The sequence below is a fragment of the Novosphingobium sp. ZW T3_23 genome, from assembly GCF_044987305.1.
GTDB lineage: Bacteria > Pseudomonadota > Alphaproteobacteria > Sphingomonadales > Sphingomonadaceae > Novosphingobium.
In genome coordinates this window covers 17239-37673 of record NZ_JBJDRF010000018.1, presented here as the reverse complement: position 1 = coordinate 37673, position 20435 = coordinate 17239, and the positions used below count along the sequence as shown (strand labels likewise).

General features: G+C 65.3%; 19 protein-coding genes and 1 tRNA gene. 6 read left to right on the top strand and 14 right to left on the bottom strand.

All coding sequences use genetic code 11. From position 1 onward, the window contains the following. Window positions 1-251 precede the first annotated feature (251 nt). The 8 genes from ACI3K3_RS11640 to pepN all read right to left on the bottom strand — a co-directional run bounded on the left by ACI3K3_RS11640 (window position 252) and on the right by pepN (window position 8922). Window positions 252-1514, bottom strand: a complete 1263-nt coding sequence (locus tag ACI3K3_RS11640; protein ID WP_404913821.1) for a tyrosine-type recombinase/integrase — start codon at window positions 1512-1514, stop codon at window positions 252-254. Between the two features lie 166 nt (window positions 1515-1680). Next, a tRNA-Gly gene (locus ACI3K3_RS11635) sits at window positions 1681-1754 on the bottom strand. A gap of 123 nt (window positions 1755-1877) precedes the next feature. Beyond that, window positions 1878-2414 carry an adenine phosphoribosyltransferase gene (locus ACI3K3_RS11630; RefSeq protein ID WP_404913820.1) on the bottom strand — a complete coding sequence of 179 codons (537 nt, stop codon included), beginning with the start codon at window positions 2412-2414 and terminating at the stop codon, window positions 1878-1880. A gap of 94 nt (window positions 2415-2508) precedes the next feature. After that, window positions 2509-3321, bottom strand: coding sequence for a cytochrome c1 (locus tag ACI3K3_RS11625; RefSeq protein WP_404913819.1), 813 nt, complete (start codon window positions 3319-3321; stop codon window positions 2509-2511). A gap of 28 nt (window positions 3322-3349) precedes the next feature. Continuing rightward, window positions 3350-4663, bottom strand: a complete 1314-nt coding sequence (locus ACI3K3_RS11620) for a cytochrome bc complex cytochrome b subunit (RefSeq protein WP_404913818.1) — start codon at window positions 4661-4663, stop codon at window positions 3350-3352. Between the two features lie 23 nt (window positions 4664-4686). Further along, entirely contained in the window at window positions 4687-5220 is a 534-nt protein-coding gene (gene petA / locus ACI3K3_RS11615; protein ID WP_313435530.1) for a ubiquinol-cytochrome c reductase iron-sulfur subunit, read from the bottom strand. Between the two features lie 275 nt (window positions 5221-5495). Further along, window positions 5496-6275, bottom strand: coding sequence for a peptidoglycan editing factor PgeF (gene pgeF / locus ACI3K3_RS11610; RefSeq protein ID WP_404913817.1), 780 nt, complete (start codon window positions 6273-6275; stop codon window positions 5496-5498). Further along, complete coding sequence (pepN, locus tag ACI3K3_RS11605; protein WP_404913816.1) at window positions 6268-8922, bottom strand: aminopeptidase N; 2655 nt, start codon at window positions 8920-8922, stop codon at window positions 6268-6270. The genes pgeF and pepN overlap by 8 nt, the downstream gene beginning before the upstream one ends. A gap of 84 nt (window positions 8923-9006) precedes the next feature. Here pepN and ACI3K3_RS11600 point away from each other — a divergent pair, with 84 nt between their 5' ends. After that, entirely contained in the window at window positions 9007-9867 is an 861-nt protein-coding gene (locus ACI3K3_RS11600) for an SDR family NAD(P)-dependent oxidoreductase (RefSeq protein ID WP_404913815.1), read from the top strand. Here the strand turns inward: ACI3K3_RS11600 and ACI3K3_RS11595 are convergent. Together ACI3K3_RS11595 and ACI3K3_RS11590 are read right to left on the bottom strand one after the other, a co-directional pair. Beyond that, window positions 9777-10664, bottom strand: a complete 888-nt coding sequence (locus ACI3K3_RS11595; protein ID WP_404913868.1) for a DMT family transporter — start codon at window positions 10662-10664, stop codon at window positions 9777-9779. The genes ACI3K3_RS11600 and ACI3K3_RS11595 overlap by 91 nt on opposite strands. Window positions 10665-10693: 29 nt before the next feature. Then, window positions 10694-11689 carry a threonine aldolase family protein gene (locus ACI3K3_RS11590; protein ID WP_404913814.1) on the bottom strand — a complete coding sequence of 332 codons (996 nt, stop codon included), beginning with the start codon at window positions 11687-11689 and terminating at the stop codon, window positions 10694-10696. 64 nt (window positions 11690-11753) lie between these two features. Between ACI3K3_RS11590 and ACI3K3_RS11585 the strand changes: the two genes are divergently transcribed. After that, window positions 11754-12044, top strand: a complete 291-nt coding sequence (locus ACI3K3_RS11585; protein ID WP_404913813.1) for a GNAT family N-acetyltransferase — start codon at window positions 11754-11756, stop codon at window positions 12042-12044. A gap of 5 nt (window positions 12045-12049) precedes the next feature. On the opposite strand, the gene ACI3K3_RS11580 is transcribed toward ACI3K3_RS11585, so the two are convergent. Continuing rightward, window positions 12050-13273, bottom strand: coding sequence for a M20 family metallopeptidase (locus tag ACI3K3_RS11580; RefSeq protein WP_404913812.1), 1224 nt, complete (start codon window positions 13271-13273; stop codon window positions 12050-12052). A gap of 37 nt (window positions 13274-13310) precedes the next feature. Further along, window positions 13311-14687: a lipopolysaccharide biosynthesis protein gene (locus ACI3K3_RS11575; protein ID WP_404913811.1), complete on the bottom strand. Its 1377-nt coding sequence runs from the start codon at window positions 14685-14687 to the stop codon at window positions 13311-13313. Between the two features lie 173 nt (window positions 14688-14860). On the opposite strand from ACI3K3_RS11575, the gene ACI3K3_RS11570 reads away from it, so the two are divergent. Continuing rightward, a complete protein-coding gene (locus ACI3K3_RS11570) occupies window positions 14861-15616 on the top strand; it encodes a sugar phosphate nucleotidyltransferase (RefSeq protein WP_404913810.1) in 756 nt (251 codons plus the stop codon). 172 nt (window positions 15617-15788) lie between these two features. On the opposite strand, the gene ACI3K3_RS11565 is transcribed toward ACI3K3_RS11570, so the two are convergent. Next, window positions 15789-16217: an HIT family protein gene (locus tag ACI3K3_RS11565; RefSeq protein ID WP_404913809.1), complete on the bottom strand. Its 429-nt coding sequence runs from the start codon at window positions 16215-16217 to the stop codon at window positions 15789-15791. A 13-nt stretch (window positions 16218-16230) separates the two neighbouring features. Next, window positions 16231-17379 (bottom strand): CDP-alcohol phosphatidyltransferase family protein, encoded by a 1149-nt coding sequence (locus tag ACI3K3_RS11560; RefSeq protein WP_404913808.1) that lies wholly within the window; start codon window positions 17377-17379, stop codon window positions 16231-16233. A 172-nt stretch (window positions 17380-17551) separates the two neighbouring features. Between ACI3K3_RS11560 and ACI3K3_RS11555 the strand changes: the two genes are divergently transcribed. From ACI3K3_RS11555 to ACI3K3_RS11545, 3 genes are all read left to right on the top strand, one after another. Continuing rightward, window positions 17552-18595 (top strand): diacylglycerol/lipid kinase family protein, encoded by a 1044-nt coding sequence (locus tag ACI3K3_RS11555; protein ID WP_404913807.1) that lies wholly within the window; start codon window positions 17552-17554, stop codon window positions 18593-18595. 79 nt (window positions 18596-18674) lie between these two features. Continuing rightward, window positions 18675-19589: a hypothetical protein gene (locus ACI3K3_RS11550; RefSeq protein ID WP_404913867.1), complete on the top strand. Its 915-nt coding sequence runs from the start codon at window positions 18675-18677 to the stop codon at window positions 19587-19589. Then, on the top strand, window positions 19586-20371 hold the full coding sequence (locus ACI3K3_RS11545; RefSeq protein WP_404913806.1) for a nucleotidyltransferase family protein: 786 nt from the start codon (window positions 19586-19588) through the stop codon (window positions 20369-20371). The genes ACI3K3_RS11550 and ACI3K3_RS11545 overlap by 4 nt, the downstream gene beginning before the upstream one ends. The last annotated feature ends 64 nt before the right edge of the window (window positions 20372-20435 follow it).

Genomic DNA, 20435 nt, shown 5'->3' with positions numbered 1-20435 from the left:
ATGTAAAAAATAACCCACAAGATGCCCTGATGATCCGTTACATTATATAGCAAACGGCCGCTTAGGGGCGGAACGAGCTGTGAGCGTCATCTTGCTCATAACCGCGCCGCTGATGACGACTGCAATCACGCCGTTCAGGCAAGTAAGGGAAGATGGTCCTATATTATCAGCCCTTGAGTCCTGGGTCGGTGCCTCGGCATGGACCCCGGCCGCCCTCGTGTCGCCCTCGCCGCGATTCCCGCTCTCCCGCACTAAACCAACGTCAGCTTCGGATCTCTTCTGCCGAATTGCGGGCGAATGATTTCCGCACCGCCGCGTAGCTGATCCAGATAATCCGACCAGTGCTGCATCATCCGCACGCGTTCGTCCCAGTGCTGACCGCGGGTATAGGCCCGTCGCACCGAATTCGGTTCGGCGTGAGCCAGCTGTCGCTCGATCGCATCGGGATTCCAGTTGCCCATCTCGTTGAGAAGGGTTGCAGCCATCGCCCGAAACCCGTGCGCCGTCATCTGATCTTTCTCGTAGCCCATCCGGCGCAGTGCCGCATTGATGGTGTTGTCTGACATGGGACGCTTGGTCGAGCGGATCGAAGGGAACAGATACGTGCTGAAGTTCTCTCCATGATCGATCTCCGAAATGATGGCGAGCGCCTGCTGGGAAAGTGGAATGGTGTGGGGCCGTCGCATCTTCATCTTGTGCGGTGGGATGCTCCAGACCGCCCGCTCGAGATCGAACTCGCCCCATTCGGCGTGTCGCAGTTCTCCCGGGCGGACAAAGGTGTGAGCGAGCAGCCGCAGAGCGATGTTCGTATAGCGTGCCCCGTCGTAGTCGTGAATCGCACGCATGAGCGCGCCGACCTGTTTGGGCATCGTGACCGCCGGGCGGTGCACGACCTTGGGCGTTACCAATGCGCCGCGCAGATCGACGCAGACGTCCCGTTCCGCCCGTGCGGTGGCGACGGCGAACCGGAAAATCTGGCCGCACAAAGCCCTTACGCTCATGGCGGTGTAGAATTTCCGCGTACGCTCGATCTTCTTGAGCGAGAGGAGCACCTCATGCGCGGTGATCTGGGAAATCGGCCTATTGCCGATGTCAGGCAGGACCAGGCTGACCTGCCATTCGCATTTCCTGATCGACTTGGGCGATCGCTCTTCCAGCCGCATCTTTTCAAGCCATTCCTCCGCGATAAGCCGGAAGGTGTTTCCGGCAGCGATGGAGGCGGCGACCTTGTCCAGCTTGGCTTGATGGACAGGATCGATGCCCTGCTTCAGCAGGCGCCGCGCTTCAAGCAGCCGCTGGCGGGCCTCTGCGAGACTGACTTCGGGGTAACGTCCGAAGGAAGCCGTACGCTGGAGTTGGTGAAGTTTGAAGTTCATCCGCCAGTAGCGGGCGCCGGATGGCTTCACGAGCAGATAGAGCCCGTCGCGGTCAGAAAGCTTGTACGCTTTTTCGTGTGGGCGAGCTCTATCGACCGTCGTGGCCGAGAGACCGGATTTGGATGATTCGCCTGCCATTGTGAGTGGACCTCCGTCAGCTCAAGAGAACTGCAGGTCCACATATGGCGCCAACTTTGACTGAGACGGCATGAAACATATCCGGAACTGCCCGGACATTGTATCAGTCAAAAACCGCAGAAAACAGCCATTCACGGCTCTTTATGAGCACGTTTGAGACGCGCACTGGAGCGGGTAGCGGGAATCGAACCCGCATAGCCAGCTTGGAAGGCTGGAGCTTTACCACTAAGCTATACCCGCTCATCGAGGGAGCCACCTATCGTGAGGCTGCCCAGTAGCGTCGTGGCAGCCGATTGCCACGGGAGCGGGGCTCTCGTCAACGCTTTCGTTGAAACTTATCGGCAGGTTGCAACGCCAAGGCGTTCAGTGGCCGGGATAGTCCAGAAGGGCATGCGGTGTGATGCCGGCCGTACGCAGGCGTTCGGAACCGCCCAGGTCGGGTAGATCGATGGCGAAGAGTGCGTGTTCGACCCTCGCACCTGCCCGGCGCAGAAGTTCGACGGCGGCGAGTGCGGTGCCGCCGGTGGCCAGGAGGTCATCGACGAGGATCACGTGATGGCCCTCGCCAACGGCCTCGGGGTCTACTTCCAGTGTGTCCGTGCCGTATTCCAGCGCGTAGTCGATAGCGATGACCGGCACCGGCAGCTTGCCCGGCTTGCGGATCGAAACGAAGCCCAGGCCCAGCCGGGCTGCGATCGCGGCGCCGAAAATGAACCCGCGTGCCTCTACGCCCGCGATCACGTCTGCACCGGAGGCCTTGACCGTATCCGCCATCAGATCGACCGCCGCGGCGAAGCCGGGGCCGTTGCCGACCAGCGTGGTCACGTCGCGGAACAGGATGCCGGGCTTGGGGAAGTCCGGCACGGTGCGCACCAGCGCCTTGATTTCATCGAGGGTCATGGTCGCCGTTCTTACGGGCTTGAATGGGTAAACGAAAGGGCCCCGTCATCGCAGGATGACGGGGCCCTTTCGCTTGAGCAAGATGGTAGAAGCCTCAGTGCTTCTTGCCGGCCCAGATATTGCGGTACGACATGTAGCCCAGGATCGTGGCGAAGAGCAGGAAGCCCAGCACCACCCAGCCGGTCTGCTTGCGCTTCTCCAGCTTCGGCTCCGCAGTCCAGATCAGGAAGGCCGAGACGTCCTTGGCCATCTGATCGACATTCGCCTTGGTACCGTCGCTGTAGGTAACCTGTCCTTCGCCGGTCAGTGGCGGCGGCATCGCGAGGTTGAGGTTCGCGAAGTACGGATTGTAGTGCAGGCCGTCCGGCGTCTTCGCGTCCGGGAACTTCTTCAGCAGTTCGGCGGGCTGGTTCTGATAGCCGGTCAGCAGCGAGTAGACGTAGGCCGCGCCGTCGTGGCGCGCCTTGGCCATCAGCGAGAGGTCGGGAGGCGTGCCCTGCCCGGCATAGAGCACGGGCGGGAAGTAGTCGGTGGCCACGCCTTCGCGGGTTTCCACTTCGCCCGTGCCGTTGTTGTAGACCGGAACCTGGAAGCCCTTGGCGATGGCCTTCACTTCGGCGTCGTTGTAGCCCAGCGCCGCAAGGTCGCGGAACGCCACGTGGCGCAGCGCGTGGCAGGCGGCACAGACTTCCTTGTAGACCTGGAAGCCGCGCTGGAGCTGCTGGCGGTCGAACTTGCCGAATCCACCGTCGCTGGCGAAATGCACTTCCTTCGGATGCAGGTGGAATTCGTGCTCGGCGGTTGCGGCTGCCGGTTCGGTGATCTCCTGGTAGGCCCCTTTGCCGAAGGACCACGCCAGCGCCACCGTGAAGAACAGCCCGACGAGGATCGAGAGAATGCGTGCCATGTCTTTCGTCTTTCGCTCTAGCTGTTGATCACACGTCGCCGTGGACGGCTTCGGTGGCGCCATGGGCGGGGCGCAGTTTCGCGCCTTCGTCGTGGCCGAGCACCGATTCCGTGATGGAGAAAGGCAGCGGATCCGGCTTTTCGATGGCCGAAACGATCGGGATCACGATCAGGAAGTGTGCAAAGTAATAGAGCGCCGCGATCTGGCTGAGCATCACGTAGGGCTCCTCGGCCGGAGCGCCGCCGCAGTAGAACAGCACCGCCATCGCCGGGATCAGGCCGAAGAAGAAGAACTTCCGGTAGAGCGGGCGGAACGAGCCCGAGCGGACCGGCGAACGGTCGAGCCAGGGCAGGAAGAACCACACGAGGATCGCACCGAACATCGCCAGCACGCCCATCAGCTTGGCCGGGATGAAGAAGAAGTCCTGGGTGAAGGCGCGCAGGATCGCGTAGAACGGCCAGAAGTACCATTCGGGGACGATGTGCGCGGGCGTGCTCATCGGGTTGGCCGGAATGTAGTTGTCCGGGTGGCCCAGCGCGTTCGGGAAGAAGAACAGAGCGGCGCAGAACAGGATCGCGAAGACCCCGATCGCCCAGCCGTCCTTGGCGACATAATAGGGGTAGAACGGTACGGTGTCGCTCTCGGTCTTCACTTCCACGCCGGTAGGATTGGACGAGCCGGGAATGTGCAGCGCCCAGATATGCAGGATCACCACGCCTACGATCACGAAGGGCAGGAGATAGTGCAGCGAGAAGAAGCGGTTGAGCGCGGCGTTATCCGGCGCGAAGCCGCCGAGCAGCCACTGCTGGAGCGGTTCGCCCACGAAGGGGATCGCGCCGAACAGGCCGGTGATGACCTTGGCGCCCCAGAAGCTCATCTGGCCCCAGGGCAGGACGTAGCCCATGAAGGCCGTGGCCATCATCAGCAGGAAGATCACCACGCCCAGCAGCCACACCATCTCGCGCGGGGCCTTGTACGACCCGTAGAAGAAGCCGCGGAAGATGTGGATGTAGATCACGACGAAGAAGGCCGAGGCGCCGTTGGCATGCGCATAGCGCATCATCCAGCCCCAGTTCACGTCGCGGACGGTCTGCTCGATGGTGTCGAACGCCACTTGCGTGTTGGCCGCGTAGTGCATGGCCATGACGATGCCGGTGACGATCTGCAAGCCGAGGCAGAGCGCGGCCAGGAAACCGAAGTTCCAGAAATAGTTGAGGTTGCGCGGAACGGGATAGCCGGCGCCGACAGCGTTGTAGACGAGGCGCGGCAGGGGCAGCCTTTGATCCATCCACTGCATGAAGGGGTGGCTCGGCTTGTATTCCTTGGCCCAGGGAAAGCTCATGTTCTTGATCCTCTCTCTTGGCCTCAACCGATCTTTACGACCGTGTCGGTGGTGAAGGCGTATTCCGGAACCTCGAGGTTCTTGGGCGCAGGGCCCTTACGGATACGGGCGGCCGTGTCATAGGAAGAGCCGTGGCAGGGGCAGAAGTAGCCGCCGAACTCACCCTTGGATTCGCCCTCGCCGGCTCCGAGCGGAACGCAGCCCAGATGGGTGCAGACGCCCATGGTGATGAGCCAGTTTTCCTTGCCTTCCTTGGTGCGTTCCTCAAGCGTCTGCGGATCGCGGAGCGAGGAGACATCCACCTTGTTTGCTTCCGCGATCTCATGCGCCGTCAGGTTGCGCACGAAGACGGGCTGCTTGCGGAAGATCGCCTTGATGGCCTGTCCGGGCTGGATCGAGGAAATGTCGACTTCCGTGGAGGACGCCGCGAGAACGTCCGCCGATGCGGACATCTGGCTGACCAGCGGGACGACGATGCCCACGCCGGCGACACCCGCCGCGCTTACAGCGGCGATATTGATGAAATCGCGCCGCCGCACGCCATCTGCTTCTGCCATGATTGCCCTTGCCTTGTTATTGACAAACCTACTCCCGGGATTCCGGAAGCAAGCCCAGATTCCTGACCAATTCTATTTTTTGTCTGGTATCCCCGTAACGGCCCCCCGTTGACGGCTGGATGCCTTGGGAGCGACCCAAGACGAATACCGACTTTGGGGTTCTGATATACAGGGAAGCCTGCCCTGCCAACCGTGTTTTTGGTTATGCAGCCGGCGGATGGTCGTCAAGGAATTCAAGGTATAACCATCCGGCGACCCTGCCGGATGGAGCAGGGTCAGCCCATTGCAATCAGCGAAATCTGGCGTCCGTAGCTTGCCTCCTGGCGGTGGGTGGCACGGCGATAGGAATAGAAACGCTCCGGCGCTGAATAGGTATCGAGGCCGAGCCGCTCGACCTTGGCGATTCCGGCGGATTCCAGCCGTGTCGCTACATAAAGTTCCAAGGCGAACTGCCAGTGTTCGTCGCGGCCTTGGGCGAAGAACCGGGCGTTTTCTTCATCCCGGTCGAGAAAGCGGTCGCGGAATGCGCCGTCCACCTCGTAGGAGGCCTGCGAGATGCACGGGCCGACCGCCGCGACGATGCGGGAGCGTTCGGCGCCGAGCGATATCATCTGGGCGATAGTGCTGTCCGTCACCCCGTCGATGGCGCCTTTCCAGCCCGCATGGGCAGCGCCGATCACGCCCGCCTCGCGGTCTGCCAGCAGCACCGGCGCGCAGTCTGCCGTGACCACGCCGATCAACACGCCCGGCCGATCGGTGACGAGGGCGTCGGCATGGGGACGCTCGGCATCGCTCCACAGCGCATTGCCCAGGATCACGCAGTCGGGCGAATGTACCTGATAGACCGAGGCGAGCGAAGCGCCCGGCAAGACGGCTTCGGCCGCGCGGCGGCGGTTTTCGGCCACCGCCGCCGGCTCGTCTCCGGAGCCGAGCCCGACATTGAGGCCTTCCGCCTCGCCGATGCTTACACCGCCGCGACGGCCCAGAAAGCCGTGCGGCAGCCCGGCCAGAACCTCCGCGCGGTTGACCTCGACCGCATCGCCGAGATCAGCCAAGGCTTTTGCCCACCTGCTCGCGCACGTCGCGCGAAAGGCCGGTTTCGGCGGCGATCTTTTCCAGTTCAGCGCGCATCATGGCGGCGCGCTTGGGTTCGATCCGGCGCCAGCGCCCGAGCTGGGGCACGAAACGCGCGGTGGTTTGCGGGTTGATCGGATCGAGCTTGCGGATCAGTTCGCCGATCATGCGGTAGCCTGCGCCCCCGCCGTCGTGGAACGCCTTCGGGTTCACCGCCGCCGACATGTAGAGCGCGCGGACGCGATTGGGGTTGTTCAGCGTGAAGTCCGGATGCCGGGAGAGCGCCTCAATATGGTCCAGCACTTGCGGATGGAACGAGCCTGCCTGAAGGGCGAACCACTTGTCGATGACAAGGGCATTGCCCTGGTAGCGGCGGTGGAAATCGGCCAGTGCCTCTTCGCGTTCGGGGCCCTCGATATTGCAGAGCACGCTCAGCGCCGACTGGCGGTCGGTCATGTTGTCGGCCGCGCGGTACTGCGCAATGGCGCGGCGGGCGCCTTCGGCGGCATCGCCCGATGCGATCAGCACGAGCGCCTGTCCCTTGGTCTTGCGAGCCCCGCGCGCGGCGGCATCGCGGCCGTAGGGCACGGCGGAAACGCGATCGTGAAGCGTGCCGAGCAGTTCGCCGAGTTCGCGGCCGAGCCAGGCCTTCAACCCCTCACGCTCGTCGTGGATGGCGGCGGGATCGGCCACCAGCACTTGCTCCGCGAGATAGGCGACGCCGGGCAGGACCATCAGTTCGCCGCGCATCAGGTCGTCCAGCGCCTCGTCCGCGAGCACGGCGGCGTAGGCCTCGCCGATCGCCCTGCGCCCTTCGGCACGCGCGGAATCGGTGAGGCCACCGCCGACCGCTGCCACCAGGTGCTGGACCACCAAGCTCTGCATCGCCTCGTAACGGGCAAAGGGATCGTCGTCATGCGCGGCGAGGAATACCAGATCCTCGTTGGTGCGCTCCATGTCGATGGCGACCGGCGCCGAAAAGCCGCGATTGATCGAAACGACGGGCGGCCGTGCGAAGCCCTCGAAGGCGAAGCTCTGGCTGTCCTTGTCGAACACGATCAACTGCTCGCCCGCGTGGCGCCCGCTGTCGCGGTCGAACAGGGCCAGGCGCAGCGGGATCGGCACCGGCTGCTTCTCGGGCTGGCCGGGGGTGGCGGGCACGATCTGGGTGAGGGTCAGCGTCGCCGTGCTCCCCTCGTGCGCCAGTTCCACGGCCACTTGCGGCGTGCCTGCCTGCGAATACCAGAGACGGAACTGCGCCAGATCGAGTCGGGTGCCGTCCTCGATCGCCTTGACGAAGTCCTCGCAGGTCGCCGCCTCGCCGTCGTGCCGGTCGAAATAGAGGTCGGTGCCCTGGCGGAACTTCTCCGGCCCAGCCATCGTCCGCATCATGCGGATCACCTCGGCGCCCTTGTTGTAGACGGTGGCGGTGTAGAAGTTGCTGATCTCCTGATAGGAATCAGGGCGGATCGGATGGGCGAGCGGGCCCGAATCTTCGGGGAACTGGGCCGAGCGCAGGACGCGTACGTCCTCGATGCGCTTCACCGCTTCGCTGCCCATGTCGGCGCTGAACAGCTGGTCGCGCAGCACCGTGAAGCCTTCCTTGAGGGAAAGCTGGAACCAGTCCCGGCAGGTGACGCGGTTGCCGGACCAGTTGTGGAAATATTCGTGGCCGATCACGCTTTCGATGCCGTCATAATCGGCATCGGTGGCGGTTTCCGGGTCGGCAAGGACGTAGCGGGTGTTGAAGACGTTGAGGCCCTTGTTCTCCATCGCGCCCATGTTGAAGTCGGATACGGCGACGATGTTGAACAGGTCGAGGTCGTATTCGCGGCCGAAGGCGTCTTCGTCCCACTTCATCGAGTGGATCAGCGAATCCATGGCGTGGCTGGTGCGCTGCTCGTCGCCCGAACGGACCCAGATGTTGAGATCGACCTTGCGGCCGGAACGCGTGGTGAATGCGGCGTGGTTGGCCACGAGATCGCCCGCGACGAGCGCGAAAAGGTAGCTCGGCTTGGGCCAGGGATCGTGCCATTCTGCCCAGTGGGTGCCGTCTTCTCCTTCGCCCGTCGCGGTGCAGTTGCCGTTGGCGAGCAGGATCGGGAACTGCGCCTTGTCGCCGCTCATCCGCACCGAGTAGGTCGAGAGCACGTCCGGCCGGTCCGGGAAGAAAGTGATGCGGCGGAAGCCCTCGGCCTCGCACTGGGTGCAGAGCATGCCGTTCGAGGCGTAGAGGCCCATGAGCTGGCTGTTCGCCGCCGGATTGACGGCAGTTTCGATCTCCACCTCATGCGCATCGCCGCTGAGTTCGACCAGCAGGTCGGCGCCGTCCATGCGCCAGTCGTTCACCGCCTCGCCATCGACGCGCACGGCCAGCGGGGTAAGCTGGTCGCCGTTCAGGTGCAGGGTCGAAGCACCGTTTCCGTTCGAATTGCGGCGGACGGACAGGCTGGCGGTGATGTGGGTTTCGTCCACGCCCAGCCGGAAGTCGAGTGCGATCTGCGGCACCAGCCAGGCCGGCGGCTGATAGTCTTCGCGGCGAATGACCGGCGGAGCTTGCGGCGCGAGTGCCGCATCGGCGATCTGCGCTTCGGTATCGGGCGTGGCGGGGGTGCTGGCAATGTCCATGTCGCTAAATTAGAGCCTTGTTCCTCGAATGCCAGAGACGGCGCGACGAATTCACCGCCGAAACGAAACGAAAGGAATGCCCCGATGTCCCCCGCCCTGCCGAAGCGCCTTTTCATCTTCGGACTGGGCTATACCGCGAAGGTCATCGCTTGCCGGGCTGTTGAAGATGGGTGGGAAGTGATCTCCACCGGCAGCGAGGGCACGCTCTCGTTCGAGGACGAGGGCAACGTGCGGCTGGCGCTGGCCGATGCCGATCATGTGCTCTCCTCGGTTCCGCCCGGTAGCGAAGGGCGGGGAGAGCCGCTCGACCCGGTGCTGGAGCGCTATGGCGATGCGCTGAAGGGTATTCCGCTCTCCTATCTCTCCTCCACCGGAGTCTACGGCGACACCGGCGGCGCCTGGGTGGACGAAAGCGCACCGGTCGGCACCGGCCGCCGCACCGCGCGGGCAGAGGCGGATGCGGAATGGCTGGCGCTCGGCGCGCGGGTCTACCGCCTCCCCGGCATCTACGGACCGGGCCGCTCGGTGCTGGATCGGGTAAGGCAGGGCCGCGCCCACCGGATCGATCTGCCGGGGCAGGTCTTCAGCCGGGTCCACGTGGAGGACATCGCCGCCGGGGTGATCGCCGGGCTGACAGGGCCTGTCGGGGCCTACAATCTCGCGGACGACCTGCCCTGCGGCCAGAACATCCTGGTCGAGGAAGCCTGCCGTCTTCTCGGCCTGCCACTGCCGCCGCTCCAGTCCATGGAGGAGGCGCAGCTCTCGCCCATGGCGCGCGGATTCTATGCCGAGAACCGGCGCGTGGCGAACGGCAAGGCCCGGCGCGTGCTCGGCTGGAAGCCCCGCTTCCCGACCTATCGCGAAGGACTGCGCGCCTTGAGCGCCACGACCAGGCCTACGGTGGCCAGCGCGGCCCCGGCAATCGCCAGCAGCGACCAGCGATAGCCCTCGAACGCGGTGGAGATCAGCATGGCGATGATGATCACCATCACACCGTTGTAGGCGGCCTTGCCAGCGCCCAGCTGGCGGATCAGCGTGTAGTAGAGCGGGAAGGTCACCACCGAGCCGAGGATGGCCAGATAGGCGGTGCCCAGCCAGTAGAGCGGGTCGCGGGGGATAACGGGCGGCCCCGAAGTCACCCAGGCGATGCCGACGTCGGCCAAGGTGCCGTAGAGCATGGCCCAGGCCAGCAGGCTGACCATCGGCAGCGCCTTGCCGGTCTCGTTGGCCTGGATCACGTTGGACACCGAGGCGCAGAGCATGGCGATCAGCGCGAAGACGGTGCCGAGCAGAACCTTGCCGCCGAGCGGCGCCTCGTGCGCCTCATGGAGCAGCAGCAGGGCCAGGCCGGCGATGGCGATCAGGCTGCCGATGGCGAAGCGCCCGGTGATCGGCTGACCCAGCAGCAATCGCGCAAGGATGGCATTGGGCACCAGCAGCAGCCCGATCATCACCGCGACGATGCCGGAGGTCAGGTGCATCTCCGCGCGGTAGACGAAATTGTAGTTGCCGCAGAACTGCGCCACGCCAACCGCCAGCGCCAGCCACTGGCCCGCCGCGCCAAGCTTCAGGCTTTTCCGCATCACCACGGCCACCAGGAACATCGCCGGCGTCGCCAGCACGAAGCGCCAGGCGACCGACCAGCTTGCGGGCACCTCCCCGATCTGGCCGGTGATCACGAACCAGGTGGAACCCCAGATCAGCGCCACGACCAGGAACGGCAGCGCAACGGCCGGCTTCATGAAGCGCGGCGCGCTATCGACGGGACCGTTCACAGCGCTGCGATCGCATTGGCAAGGGCCGCGACGTGATCCTCGCGCGAATCCCAGGCGGTGACGAGCCGGGCGGCATCGTCTCCCCAGTCGTAGAAGGCGAAGCCCTGCTCGCGCAGCGCCAGCCGCTCGACGGCGGTCGTGGCCAGGAATATCTCGTTCGCTTCCACCGGATGGAGCAGGCGCTCTTTCGCCGTGTCGGCGATCTCGGCAGCGGCGGCGTTGGCTGCGCGGGCATTATCCAGCCAGAGGTCGCCTTCCAGCATGGCGAGTATCTGCGCCGCCAGATAGCGGCCCTTCGATTGCAGGTGCCCCGCCCGCTTGCGCCGGAAGCGAACCTTGTCGGCCATGGCAGGGTCGAAGAACACGATCGCTTCCGCGCCCATCGCCCCGTTCTTGACCATGCCGAAGCTCAGGGCGTCGACATCTCCCGCCGTCCGGGCCGCATCGCCGCCCAGGAACGCCGCCGCATTGGCGAAGCGCGCGCCGTCCATGTGCAGGCCGAGATTCCTGTCCCGCGCGAACAGGGCCAGTTCGGCCAGTTCTTCGGGCCGGTAGACGCGCCCGTATTCGCTCGCCTGGGTGATCGAAATCGCGTGCGGCTGCACTTGGTGCACGCCATCGCGAATCGGGTCGATCACCTTGGCTACCGCTTCGGACGTGATCTTGGCGCCCACGCCATCGGCCAGCAGCAGCTTGGCGCCGTGGAGGTAGAAGCCGGGCGCGCCGCCTTCGTCCATCTCGATATGGGCTTCGCGGTGGCAGATCACCGCTCCATGCGGTTCCACCATGGCGGAAAGCGCAAGGCAATTCGCCGCCGTTCCGGTCGCCACCCAGAGCGCGGCGCAATCGCGCCCGAACAGCGCAGAGAAGCGCTCGTCCAGCAAGCCGCTGAGCGCGTCGCTATCGTAAGGCGAATCCGGAGCGTCGGCCGCCATCATGGCGTCCCATACCCTCGGGTGGACCCGTGCGGCGTTGTCGGAGAGGAATTTCATGACCATATCCCCCTGTAAGCGGACGAACGCGCCGTCAAGCAGACCTTTTTCAGGAGACATGCCCATGGTCGGCCTGACCATCACCAAGCACGAGACTGCCACCGGCGGCGAATACCAGGCCCATGTCGCGGACAGCGACGTCACCGGCCACCTCACCTGGCAGGCCCGTGACGGGGTGCACTACGCCGACCATACCCTGGTGCCGTCCGAGATCGGCAATCGCGGCGTGGCGGCGCGGCTGGTCGAAGCCATGGTCGCCGACGCGCGGGAGAACCATTTCAAGATCGCGCCTTTGTGCAGCTATGTCGTGGCGGCGTTCCGGCGCCATCCCGAATGGGACGACGTGAAGGCCTGAGGGCCTCAGCCGAAACCTCGCGTCAGCCAATTCTGCGCCAGTCCGGCCAGGAAGGCGGAGCCGCGCGGCAGGGCCTTCTCGTCCACCATCATCCGCGTCGAGTGGATGCCGCAGCAATGCTTCCAGTCTGCGCCGTCCTCCGCCACGCCCAGGAAGAACATCGCGCCGGGCACCTTCTCCAAGACATAGGCGAAGTCTTCCGCACCCATGATCGGGTCCGCCAGACGCTGGAACGCGGTGTCTCCGTAGAGATCGCGAGCCACGCCCTCTCCGAAGTCCACCGCGCGCGGATCGCATATGGTCACGGGGAAGCCTTCCAGAATCGCGACCTCGCCCTTGAGCCCGTGGGCTCCGGCGATACCGGCGACGAGCAGGGGCAGTTCTTCCTTCAGCCGGGCGCGATTCGCCGCCGACAGCGTGCGCATCGTGCCGGTGAGCCGGGCGGTGTCTGGAATGACGTTGTGCGCGCTTCCCGCCTCGACCTTGGCGATCGTCACCACCACCGGATCGAACACGCTGTAGCGGCGCGCGACCATGGTCTGGATGGCCATGACGATCTCGCAGGCGACCGGCACCGGATCGACCGTGTCGTGCGGCATCGAGGCATGACCGCCGCGCCCGGTAATAGTGATCCGCAGTTCGTCCGCCGCCGCCATCAACGGCCCTGCGCGGCCGCCGATCACGCCGTGCGGGGCATTGGGCATGATGTGGAGCGCGAAAGCCGCATCGGGCAGCGGGCGGTCGAAACCGTCGCCGCCGAGCAGGCCGTCCTCCAGCATGAAGCGGGCACCGTGATGGCCCTCCTCGCCCGGCTGGAACATGAAGCGCACTTCGCCGGCAAGGCTTTCGCGGCGGGCCGACAGGAGTTCCGCCGCCCCCGCCAGCATGGCGACATGGGTATCGTGCCCGCAGGCGTGCATGACGCCGGGGTTGGTGGACGCGAAGTCCAGCCCGGTTTCCTCCGGCATCGGCAAGGCATCGGTATCGCCGCGCAGCAGGACGCAGCCGCCGGCTCCCGCACCGCCCTTGAGCGTGGCGACAAGCCCGGTGGTGGACGGCCCTTCCCGCCATTCCAGCGGGAGATGCGCCAAGGCCTGCCGGATCTTGTCCCGCGTCCTGGGGTTGTGAAGCCCGATCTCCGGATCGGCATGGATGGCGCGGCGCAGGGCGACGATACGGTCGGCGAGGCCCGCGGCCTCCTCCGTCAGGGTGTTCGCGGTCGAGAGCATCGTCGCATGATAGCTCCCAGACCGCAGGTGTCGAGCGTCAGACCGCCGAATCGGCTACGGGAAGGTCGTCCTCGGGGTCCGGCTTGATGGTGATTTCGTTGCGATCGATCTGCTGGAGGGTGCGCCAGGCCATCAGGCCCATGACGATGTACGATACCGCCCCGCCCACGGCCACGGCCCAGGCCGCCCCGCTGGGGCCGACGGGAAGCAGGTACACCAGCCCGATAGCCAGCGCGATCAGGGCGATCAGCCGCGCGACCAGCGAATGACGCGCCCGGCCGGTGGCGTGAAGCACCGGTTCGAACGCCACGCTGGCCAAGTCGAAACAGGCGGCCAGCGTCAACGGCACGAGAATCGCCGCGCCCTGTTCGAAATCGTCGCCGCCGATGAATTCCAGCATCTGCTTGCCCAGCAGCACCGCCACCGTCACCACGACGATCCCCGCAACCCCCGCGATCTTGCTGGTCTGGAGCGCAAGCTTGCGGAACTCCGCAGCCTTCGAGGATACCCGCGCTCGCGCCACTTCGGCATAGACCGAGCGCGTGAGCAGCGAGGACAGCTTGCTGAGCGCCTGGGAAAGCTGGGAGGCAAGGCGGTAGAGGCCGGCCGCCTTGGTGCCTACCCAGGCACCGACGATCAGCAGCGGGCCGTTCCGCATCGCCGCGTCGATCGTCGAGGCCCCGTAAGTCTGCATGACGAAACGGGTAACGCCGGGGTTTTCGTCGATAGCCTTGCGCCAGTTGCGCAAGTTCGACAGGTTCACCGCTTCGGGGCAGAGCCGCCGGGCCATGATCCAGTAGAGCAGCGCTTCCAGGATATCGATCGCCGCCCAGGCGAACAGGAACCGGCCGACGCTCGGGCCGGTCAGCCAGATCGCCAGCGACGCGGCCAGGCGTCCGCTCGGCACAATGGCCTCTACATAGACCGCCATGTCGAAGCGGTTGAGGGCGCGGACGATGCCGGTCGGCGCCGAGACCAGCGCCCAGAGCGACCCCACGCAGAACCAGAAGGCCACGTCCACGAAATGCGGGTTGAGTTCCAGCTTATGCGCGAACCCGTAGATCAAAATCGCCGCCAGCCCGCAGCCGATGATCGCGCCCACGCCGTCCAGAAGCCCGCAGAACATGCCGAGACGCCCCAGCTTGCCCCAGTCCTTCTGGTGGACGTGCTCGCTGCCGTAGCGCACCACCACCCGCCAGGTCTGGAAACTGGCCAGCGCGATGAGCGCCTGCGCCGTCCCGAAAATCAGCGAGAAGTGGCCGAAATCCTTCAGGCCGAGCGATCGCGTCTGAATGGCAAGGTAAGCCAGGCCGCAGACGGCGCCGAAGCCCTTGCCGCCCAGCAGCCAGGCCGTGTTCTGTAGGATCCGCCCTAGCGGAGAGTTGCTCTCGCGGCGGTGAAATTTGGCGGACATTGCGGCTGCATTTGAACGAGGGGAATGAGACTTGCAAGCTGTGGCGAGCAGCGATGCCCTCCATGGCGAAAGAAAAGCGGAGCCGATGGGCCCCATGCGCGGCGCACCTTTCCCTTTCGCCCCGCAGTCCCTAGATGCGGGCATCTCCCCCTTTGACGAAGCGCGAAAATCCCATGATCGAACATGCCATTCTTCTCAGCGCCGGCCAGGGCTCGCGCCTGCTTCCGCTTACCGCCGAACGGCCCAAGTGCATGATCGACTTTTCCGGCAAGTCGCTGATCGAATGGCAGATCGAGATGCTGGCCCGCGGCGGCGTGAAGCGGATCGACGTCGTCACTGGTTTCATGACCGACATGCTGGAAGAGCACCTCAAAACGATTGTCGATCCGCGGGTAGAGATCAACATCCGCTTCAATCCCTTCTTCAAGGTGGCCGACAATCTCGGCTCCTGCTGGATCGCGCGCGAGGCCATGCGCGGCGACTTCCTGATCCTGAACGGCGACACGCTCGTTTCCGAGGAGATCGTCAGCAAGGTCCAGCAGGGTGCAACCGACGCCTCCGGCCGGACCTGGCCGATCACCGTCACGGTGGACGTCAAGGCAGAGGGCTACGACAGCGACGACATGAAGGTGGAACGGGAGGCCGACGGCCGCCTCGTCCACATCGGCAAGACGCTGACGGCAGCCCAGTCGAATTCCGAATCGATCGGCTTCCTGGCTTTTCGCGGCGAAGGCGCGGACCTGTTCCGCGAAACCGTCCGTCAGGCCATGCGCACCCCGGAAGGCGTCCAGCACTGGTATCTCAAGGTGATCGACTCGATCGCCCCCACCGGCAAGGTTGGCACCGTCTCCATCAAGGGAATGCACTGGGCGGAAGTGGACTTCCTCAACGATATCGAGATCGCCACGAAGCTGACCGACACCTGGTGAGAATAGCCGGTGAGAGAATCTGGCGAGGGAATTCGGTGAGAGAATAACGTCGTCCCGGACTTGATCCGGGACCGCTGGCATTCTTTAGACGCGAGCTTGCGGCGGGGCGCCCAGCCGAGAGCCGGGTGACGCGAGGCCAGCGGTCCCGGATCAAGTCCGGGACGACGGACTACTAGCCGAAATGCCCCTTCAGCCAGGCCACCAGCCCGGCAAGTTCATCGCCCTCCAGCGCCACCGAGTGCCCCAGATCGGGCACCTTGGGCCAGCCGCAGTCCACGAACTCGCGCCCCTGCCACTCGCGCGCGCCTTCGTAGCGCGGGATGACGTGGAAGTGGACGTGGGGGTCCACCATCATCAGCATCAGGTAGTTGAGGCGGGCATAGCCGACCGCCTTGCCCAGCGCGGCCTCGATCGCGCCGGTCACGGCCTTGAGTTCAGCATGGGCTTCTGCGGGCAGGTCGCCGAAGGCGGTCGCCTCCGACCGGGCCGCCAGAACCAGCGAGCCCAGCGTCGGCTGCGCAGGGCGGGCCAGCACCACCCAATGCGCGAATTCCGCGACGAGCGTGCGCGGATATCCGAACTTTTCGATCGTCGCGTTCAACTTCGTTTCTCCCTCAGGCGTCCGCCAGCCAGGACGTGATCCTGCCGCCTTGCGCGCGGACGATCCAGGCCTGCACCAGCCGGACGGCATGGATAAGACAGGAAATCGCCGTCCACCACGCCACCGCGATCAGACCGATATCAGGGCGGCCGAACAGCATCGCCACGAACAGGATCACCATGTTCGGATTGCGGCGCGCGGTGAACAGCCGGAACCGGCTGTCGAACTTGCGCCAGACGTGGATATGCATGAGGCCGTTCTGCTTCATGAACAGCCCTTCGATCAGGCGCTGGACGACATAGCCGCCTTGGATGGCGCCCTGCACCCACCAGAACGTGACGTCGTCATAGGCCAGACCCCAGGTGGCAAGCCCGGTCGCCCAGAACCACCACCAGAAGGGCGGATGGACCAGATCCATGCCGTGATCGGCCACATTGCCCCATTCCGAAGAGGTGATGGTGCAGCGAGCGAGCTTGCCGTCCACCGTGTCTAGCACCATGAACGCCAGCCCCAGCGCCATGCCCAGCCAGTAATGGCCGTAGGCGAACAGCACCGTGGCGGCCACGCAAAACACCGCGCCCAGGGCCGTCACCATGTTCGGCGTGACGTGCAGCCTGGCGCAGATTCGCGTCAGCACCAGCGCCCATTCGGGCCAGAGGTACTTGGTGAGCACGTCCGTCACGCCCTTGTAGGCGCCGAAGTAGCTCGCCCGCTCGATCGTGCGGACCGTGTCAGGCGTCAAGGCCATGAGGAACGGCGTCTCGCGCTTGCGCAGCTGCTTGTTCTCGATGGTGGGCCCGCTCTCGTAGGCGACGATTTGCAGGCCGGATGCATCGCGAAGCGGCACGCCCTCCGCCATGGCCCCGGCGATTCGCGAAGCCTGGGCGGGATCGGCGGCGTGGGCCAGCGCGGGCAAGCCGCCCAGCGTCAGGACCATGCCGGGATGGGATGATACATATTTGAACCAGGCCGGATCCCAGGCAAATGCCGCATTCGAAAGAATAAACGGGCCCTCGGCGCCGACTTCCGGGAAGCCGGCCTGCGGCTGCGCGCCGTTGGCGCGGGCTATGCGCGCCACGCGCTCCGCCATCGTCAGACCCCAGAGTTTGACGGGGTTCGCACCGATTGTGGCGACTTGGGGGGCAATGTCATGTTCGGGCATGATTCCGGCCGTAATCGGTCGTTTCGCCGGAAGCAACGGCGGGACTTGCGGAAAATGCGGCACATTTTGCCGGACTTGCAAGTGGCGCATAAACGCCATACAACTGTAACCTTAATGTGTCAGTGAATGTTTCCTGATGATTTTCCTGCACGGCATCCCTACATAGAGATCCGTGTACGGAACCATTTACGAATTCGAAACGCTGCCGACCTTCGGTGAGCAAGGCAAGCGTAAGGCCACTGGTCCTGCGCGCGTGGCCCGTCGTGGCCGCGCCGTTCCTCTCGTCGGCATCATTCGCAATCCCCGTAGCCATCGCAACAAGGGCCACGCGCCCGAGATGGAGGATTGCTCCAACATCCTGACGGAAACGCCGCGCACGCGCCCGGAACTTTACCGGGTGCTGGAAGGCTTCGCCCGCCGCAGCGTCGATTACCTCGTCGTGGACGGCGGGGACGGCACCGTTCGCGACGTGCTGACCTGCGGCGCCGAGATCTTCGGTGACGAATGGCCCACGCTCATGGTCCTGCCGAAGGGCAAGACCAATGCACTGGCGATCGACATCGGCCTGCCGACCCACTGGTCGCTGGCCGAAGCGCTGGCCGCCGCGCACAAGGGCAATACGGTTACCCGCCGCCCGCTCCGCGTGTCGTCGCAGGATGGGGCCAGCGGCCAGATCATGGGCTTCATCCTTGGCACGGGCGCTTTCGCGCTCGCCACCGAGGCTGGCCAGGAAGCGCATCGCCGCGGTGCGTTCAACAGCTTCGCGGTGGGCCTGAGCGTGCTCTGGGCCATGATCCAGACGCTCTTCGGCCGCGCGGGCAATCCGTGGCGATCCTCCACGCCGATGCGTCTGATCGACCGCCACACCGGTCGCGACCTGTCCTACATGGGCGAGGGTAATCCGAACGAACGGTTCATGGCCGTCGCCACCACGTTCGAAAAGTTCCCGCTGGGAGCCAAGCCGTTCGGTCGTGACGTAGCGCCGGGCATGAAGCTGGGGGTGATCGATTCGCCGGTACGCTGGATCATCGCCCTACTGCCCGCCATTCTGTTCGGCCTCAACGGCAGGTTCCTCGAACGTCGCGGCGCCCATCGCCTCAGCGCCAGCGTTGTCGACCTGGAACTGGGCGGCTCGTTCATCCTCGATGGCGAAGCCTTCCCGGCCGGCGATTATGTGCTGGAAGAAGGCCCGCAGCTGACCTTCGTGGTACCTTGATCGGCATTTTTCGGATCTCGGCGTGCTGAATGGCATTGGCGCGCTTGATTTCGCTGCGCCGGTGCCCGAGCATGACGATATGACCCAAGATCTCGAAGGGCGCGTAAGTCAGGCGCTTCAGCGTCCTGTCGTGCCTGAAGTACGCGCATTCGCGGAGCGGCTGGCGTATGCCTCGGGAAGCGCCGTGGCAGTGCTGTTCTACGGCTCGAACTTGCGCACCGGTTCGCTGGAGGGCGTGCTGGACTTTTACGTCCTTACCGAAGGCCCCCAGGTCGAGAAGATCTGGCCTCGCGTCAGCTATCACGAATGGACCTTCCAGGGCGTGCCCCTGCGCGCCAAGGTGGCCACCATGGCGCTGGAAACCTTCCGCGCGGCCGCTGCCGGTGAGCTTGTCGACACCACGATCTGGGCTCGCTTCGTCCAGCCCAGCGGTCTGGCATGGCTTCGCGGCGAAGCAACGCGCCAGCCTGTCTTCGCTGCCGTTTCCGGCGCGGCCCGCACCGCCGCGCGGCTCGCCGTGGCGCTCGGACCGGAGACGGGCACGGCCGAGGATTACTGGCGCGCCCTGTTTCGCGCGACCTACGCTGCCGAGTTTCGGGTCGAGAAAGCCGGTCGGGAAGATTCGATCCTTTCCGTGAACCAGGAGCATTTCGACGGGCTGCTGCCGCTGGCGCTCGCCGCTGACGATATCGCGTTCGAGCGGCTGCCCAACGGCACGCTGCGCCCGCAGGTATCTCCGCGCGAAAGAGCCCGCGTGCTGGACTGGTGGAAGCGCCGCCGCCGCCTGGGCAAGCCCTACAACGTCCTGCGCCTGCTCAAGGCCTCCACCACGTTCGAAGGCGCCGCCCGCTATGCCGCGTGGAAAATCGAGCGCCACACCGGCGTGCCGGTGACGATCACCCCGTGGCGCGAGCGACATCCCGTGCTTTCGGCACCCGGCGTGCTCTGGCAGGTCTGGCGCGCCAAGAAGGCAATGGAGCGCAAACCGGCATGACCCGGCCCTCGGCCCTGATCCTGGCAGGCTCGCGCCCCGGCGCACCCGATCCGGTCGCCGCGGCGGAAGGCGTCACGCACAAGGCCCTGGTGGAGCTGGAGGGCAAGCCGATGCTCGCCCATGTCGTGGAAGCCTTGCGCGATGCGGGGATCACGCGCCTCGCGGTCGTCGCTAACGACCCGGCGGTGGTCGCCCTTGCCGAACTGCTCGGCTGCGAGACCGTGCCCGCCGAATCCGGCCCCAGCGCCAGCGTCGCGGCGGGCTTCGCCCTGCTCGGCGCGCCGATGCTGGTGACCACCTCGGACCATGCGCTGCTTCGCGGGCAGTGGGTGCGCGACTTCTTGCAAGACACGCCTGAGGACGCCGACGTCTCCGTGCTCCTGGCGCGGCGCGAAGCGATCGAGACGGCCATGCCGGGATCGCGGCGGACCTACCTGCGCTTTGCCGATGGCCATTGGTCCGGCTGCAACCTGTTCCTGCTCAGGACCAGCCGCGCCGAAGCGGCGATCGAGACCTGGAAACTGGTAGAGGCCGACCGCAAGCGGCCATGGCGTATCGCCGCGCGGCTGGGGCTGGGCATGCTCGTGAGCTATGCGCTGGGCCGCCTGACCCTTTCGGCCGCGCTGGCCCGGTTGGGCGCAAAAATCGGCCTCAACGCCCGCCTCGTCGCCGCGCGGGACGGGCTGGCGGCGGTCGACGTGGACAAACCGTCCGACCTCGTGGATGCCCGCGCCATCCTGGCGGAACGTAGAAACATCTCGAAGCAGGCCCCTCGCCCTTAAAGCGACCGTCATCCTGAACTTGTTTCAGGAGCCAGCCTGGCACATCAAACAGCGCCCACCAACG

Bases quoted from the DNA above. Each gene is read 5' to 3' on its own strand.
- ACI3K3_RS11550 (WP_404913867.1), top strand. From the start codon at position 18,675: ATGACCCAAGATCTCGAAGGGCGCGTAAGTCAGGCGCTTCAGCGTCCT.
- ACI3K3_RS11580 (WP_404913812.1), bottom strand. From the start codon at position 13,273: ATGCTCTCGACCGCGAACACCCTGACGGAGGAGGCCGCGGGCCTCGCC.
- ACI3K3_RS11590 (WP_404913814.1), bottom strand. From the start codon at position 11,689: ATGAAATTCCTCTCCGACAACGCCGCACGGGTCCACCCGAGGGTATGG.
- ACI3K3_RS11560 (WP_404913808.1), bottom strand. From the start codon at position 17,379: ATGCCCGAACATGACATTGCCCCCCAAGTCGCCACAATCGGTGCGAAC.
- petA (WP_313435530.1), bottom strand. From the start codon at position 5,220: ATGGCAGAAGCAGATGGCGTGCGGCGGCGCGATTTCATCAATATCGCC.
- ACI3K3_RS11625 (WP_404913819.1), bottom strand. From the start codon at position 3,321: ATGGCACGCATTCTCTCGATCCTCGTCGGGCTGTTCTTCACGGTGGCG.
- ACI3K3_RS11620 (WP_404913818.1), bottom strand. From the start codon at position 4,663: ATGAGCTTTCCCTGGGCCAAGGAATACAAGCCGAGCCACCCCTTCATG.
- ACI3K3_RS11575 (WP_404913811.1), bottom strand. From the start codon at position 14,687: ATGTCCGCCAAATTTCACCGCCGCGAGAGCAACTCTCCGCTAGGGCGG.
- ACI3K3_RS11585 (WP_404913813.1), top strand. From the start codon at position 11,754: ATGGTCGGCCTGACCATCACCAAGCACGAGACTGCCACCGGCGGCGAA.
- ACI3K3_RS11600 (WP_404913815.1), top strand. From the start codon at position 9,007: ATGTCCCCCGCCCTGCCGAAGCGCCTTTTCATCTTCGGACTGGGCTAT.
- pepN (WP_404913816.1), bottom strand. From the start codon at position 8,922: ATGGACATTGCCAGCACCCCCGCCACGCCCGATACCGAAGCGCAGATC.
- ACI3K3_RS11570 (WP_404913810.1), top strand. From the start codon at position 14,861: ATGATCGAACATGCCATTCTTCTCAGCGCCGGCCAGGGCTCGCGCCTG.
- ACI3K3_RS11595 (WP_404913868.1), bottom strand. From the start codon at position 10,664: ATGAAGCCGGCCGTTGCGCTGCCGTTCCTGGTCGTGGCGCTGATCTGG.
- ACI3K3_RS11630 (WP_404913820.1), bottom strand. From the start codon at position 2,414: ATGACCCTCGATGAAATCAAGGCGCTGGTGCGCACCGTGCCGGACTTC.
- ACI3K3_RS11545 (WP_404913806.1), top strand. From the start codon at position 19,586: ATGACCCGGCCCTCGGCCCTGATCCTGGCAGGCTCGCGCCCCGGCGCA.
- ACI3K3_RS11640 (WP_404913821.1), bottom strand. From the start codon at position 1,514: ATGGCAGGCGAATCATCCAAATCCGGTCTCTCGGCCACGACGGTCGAT.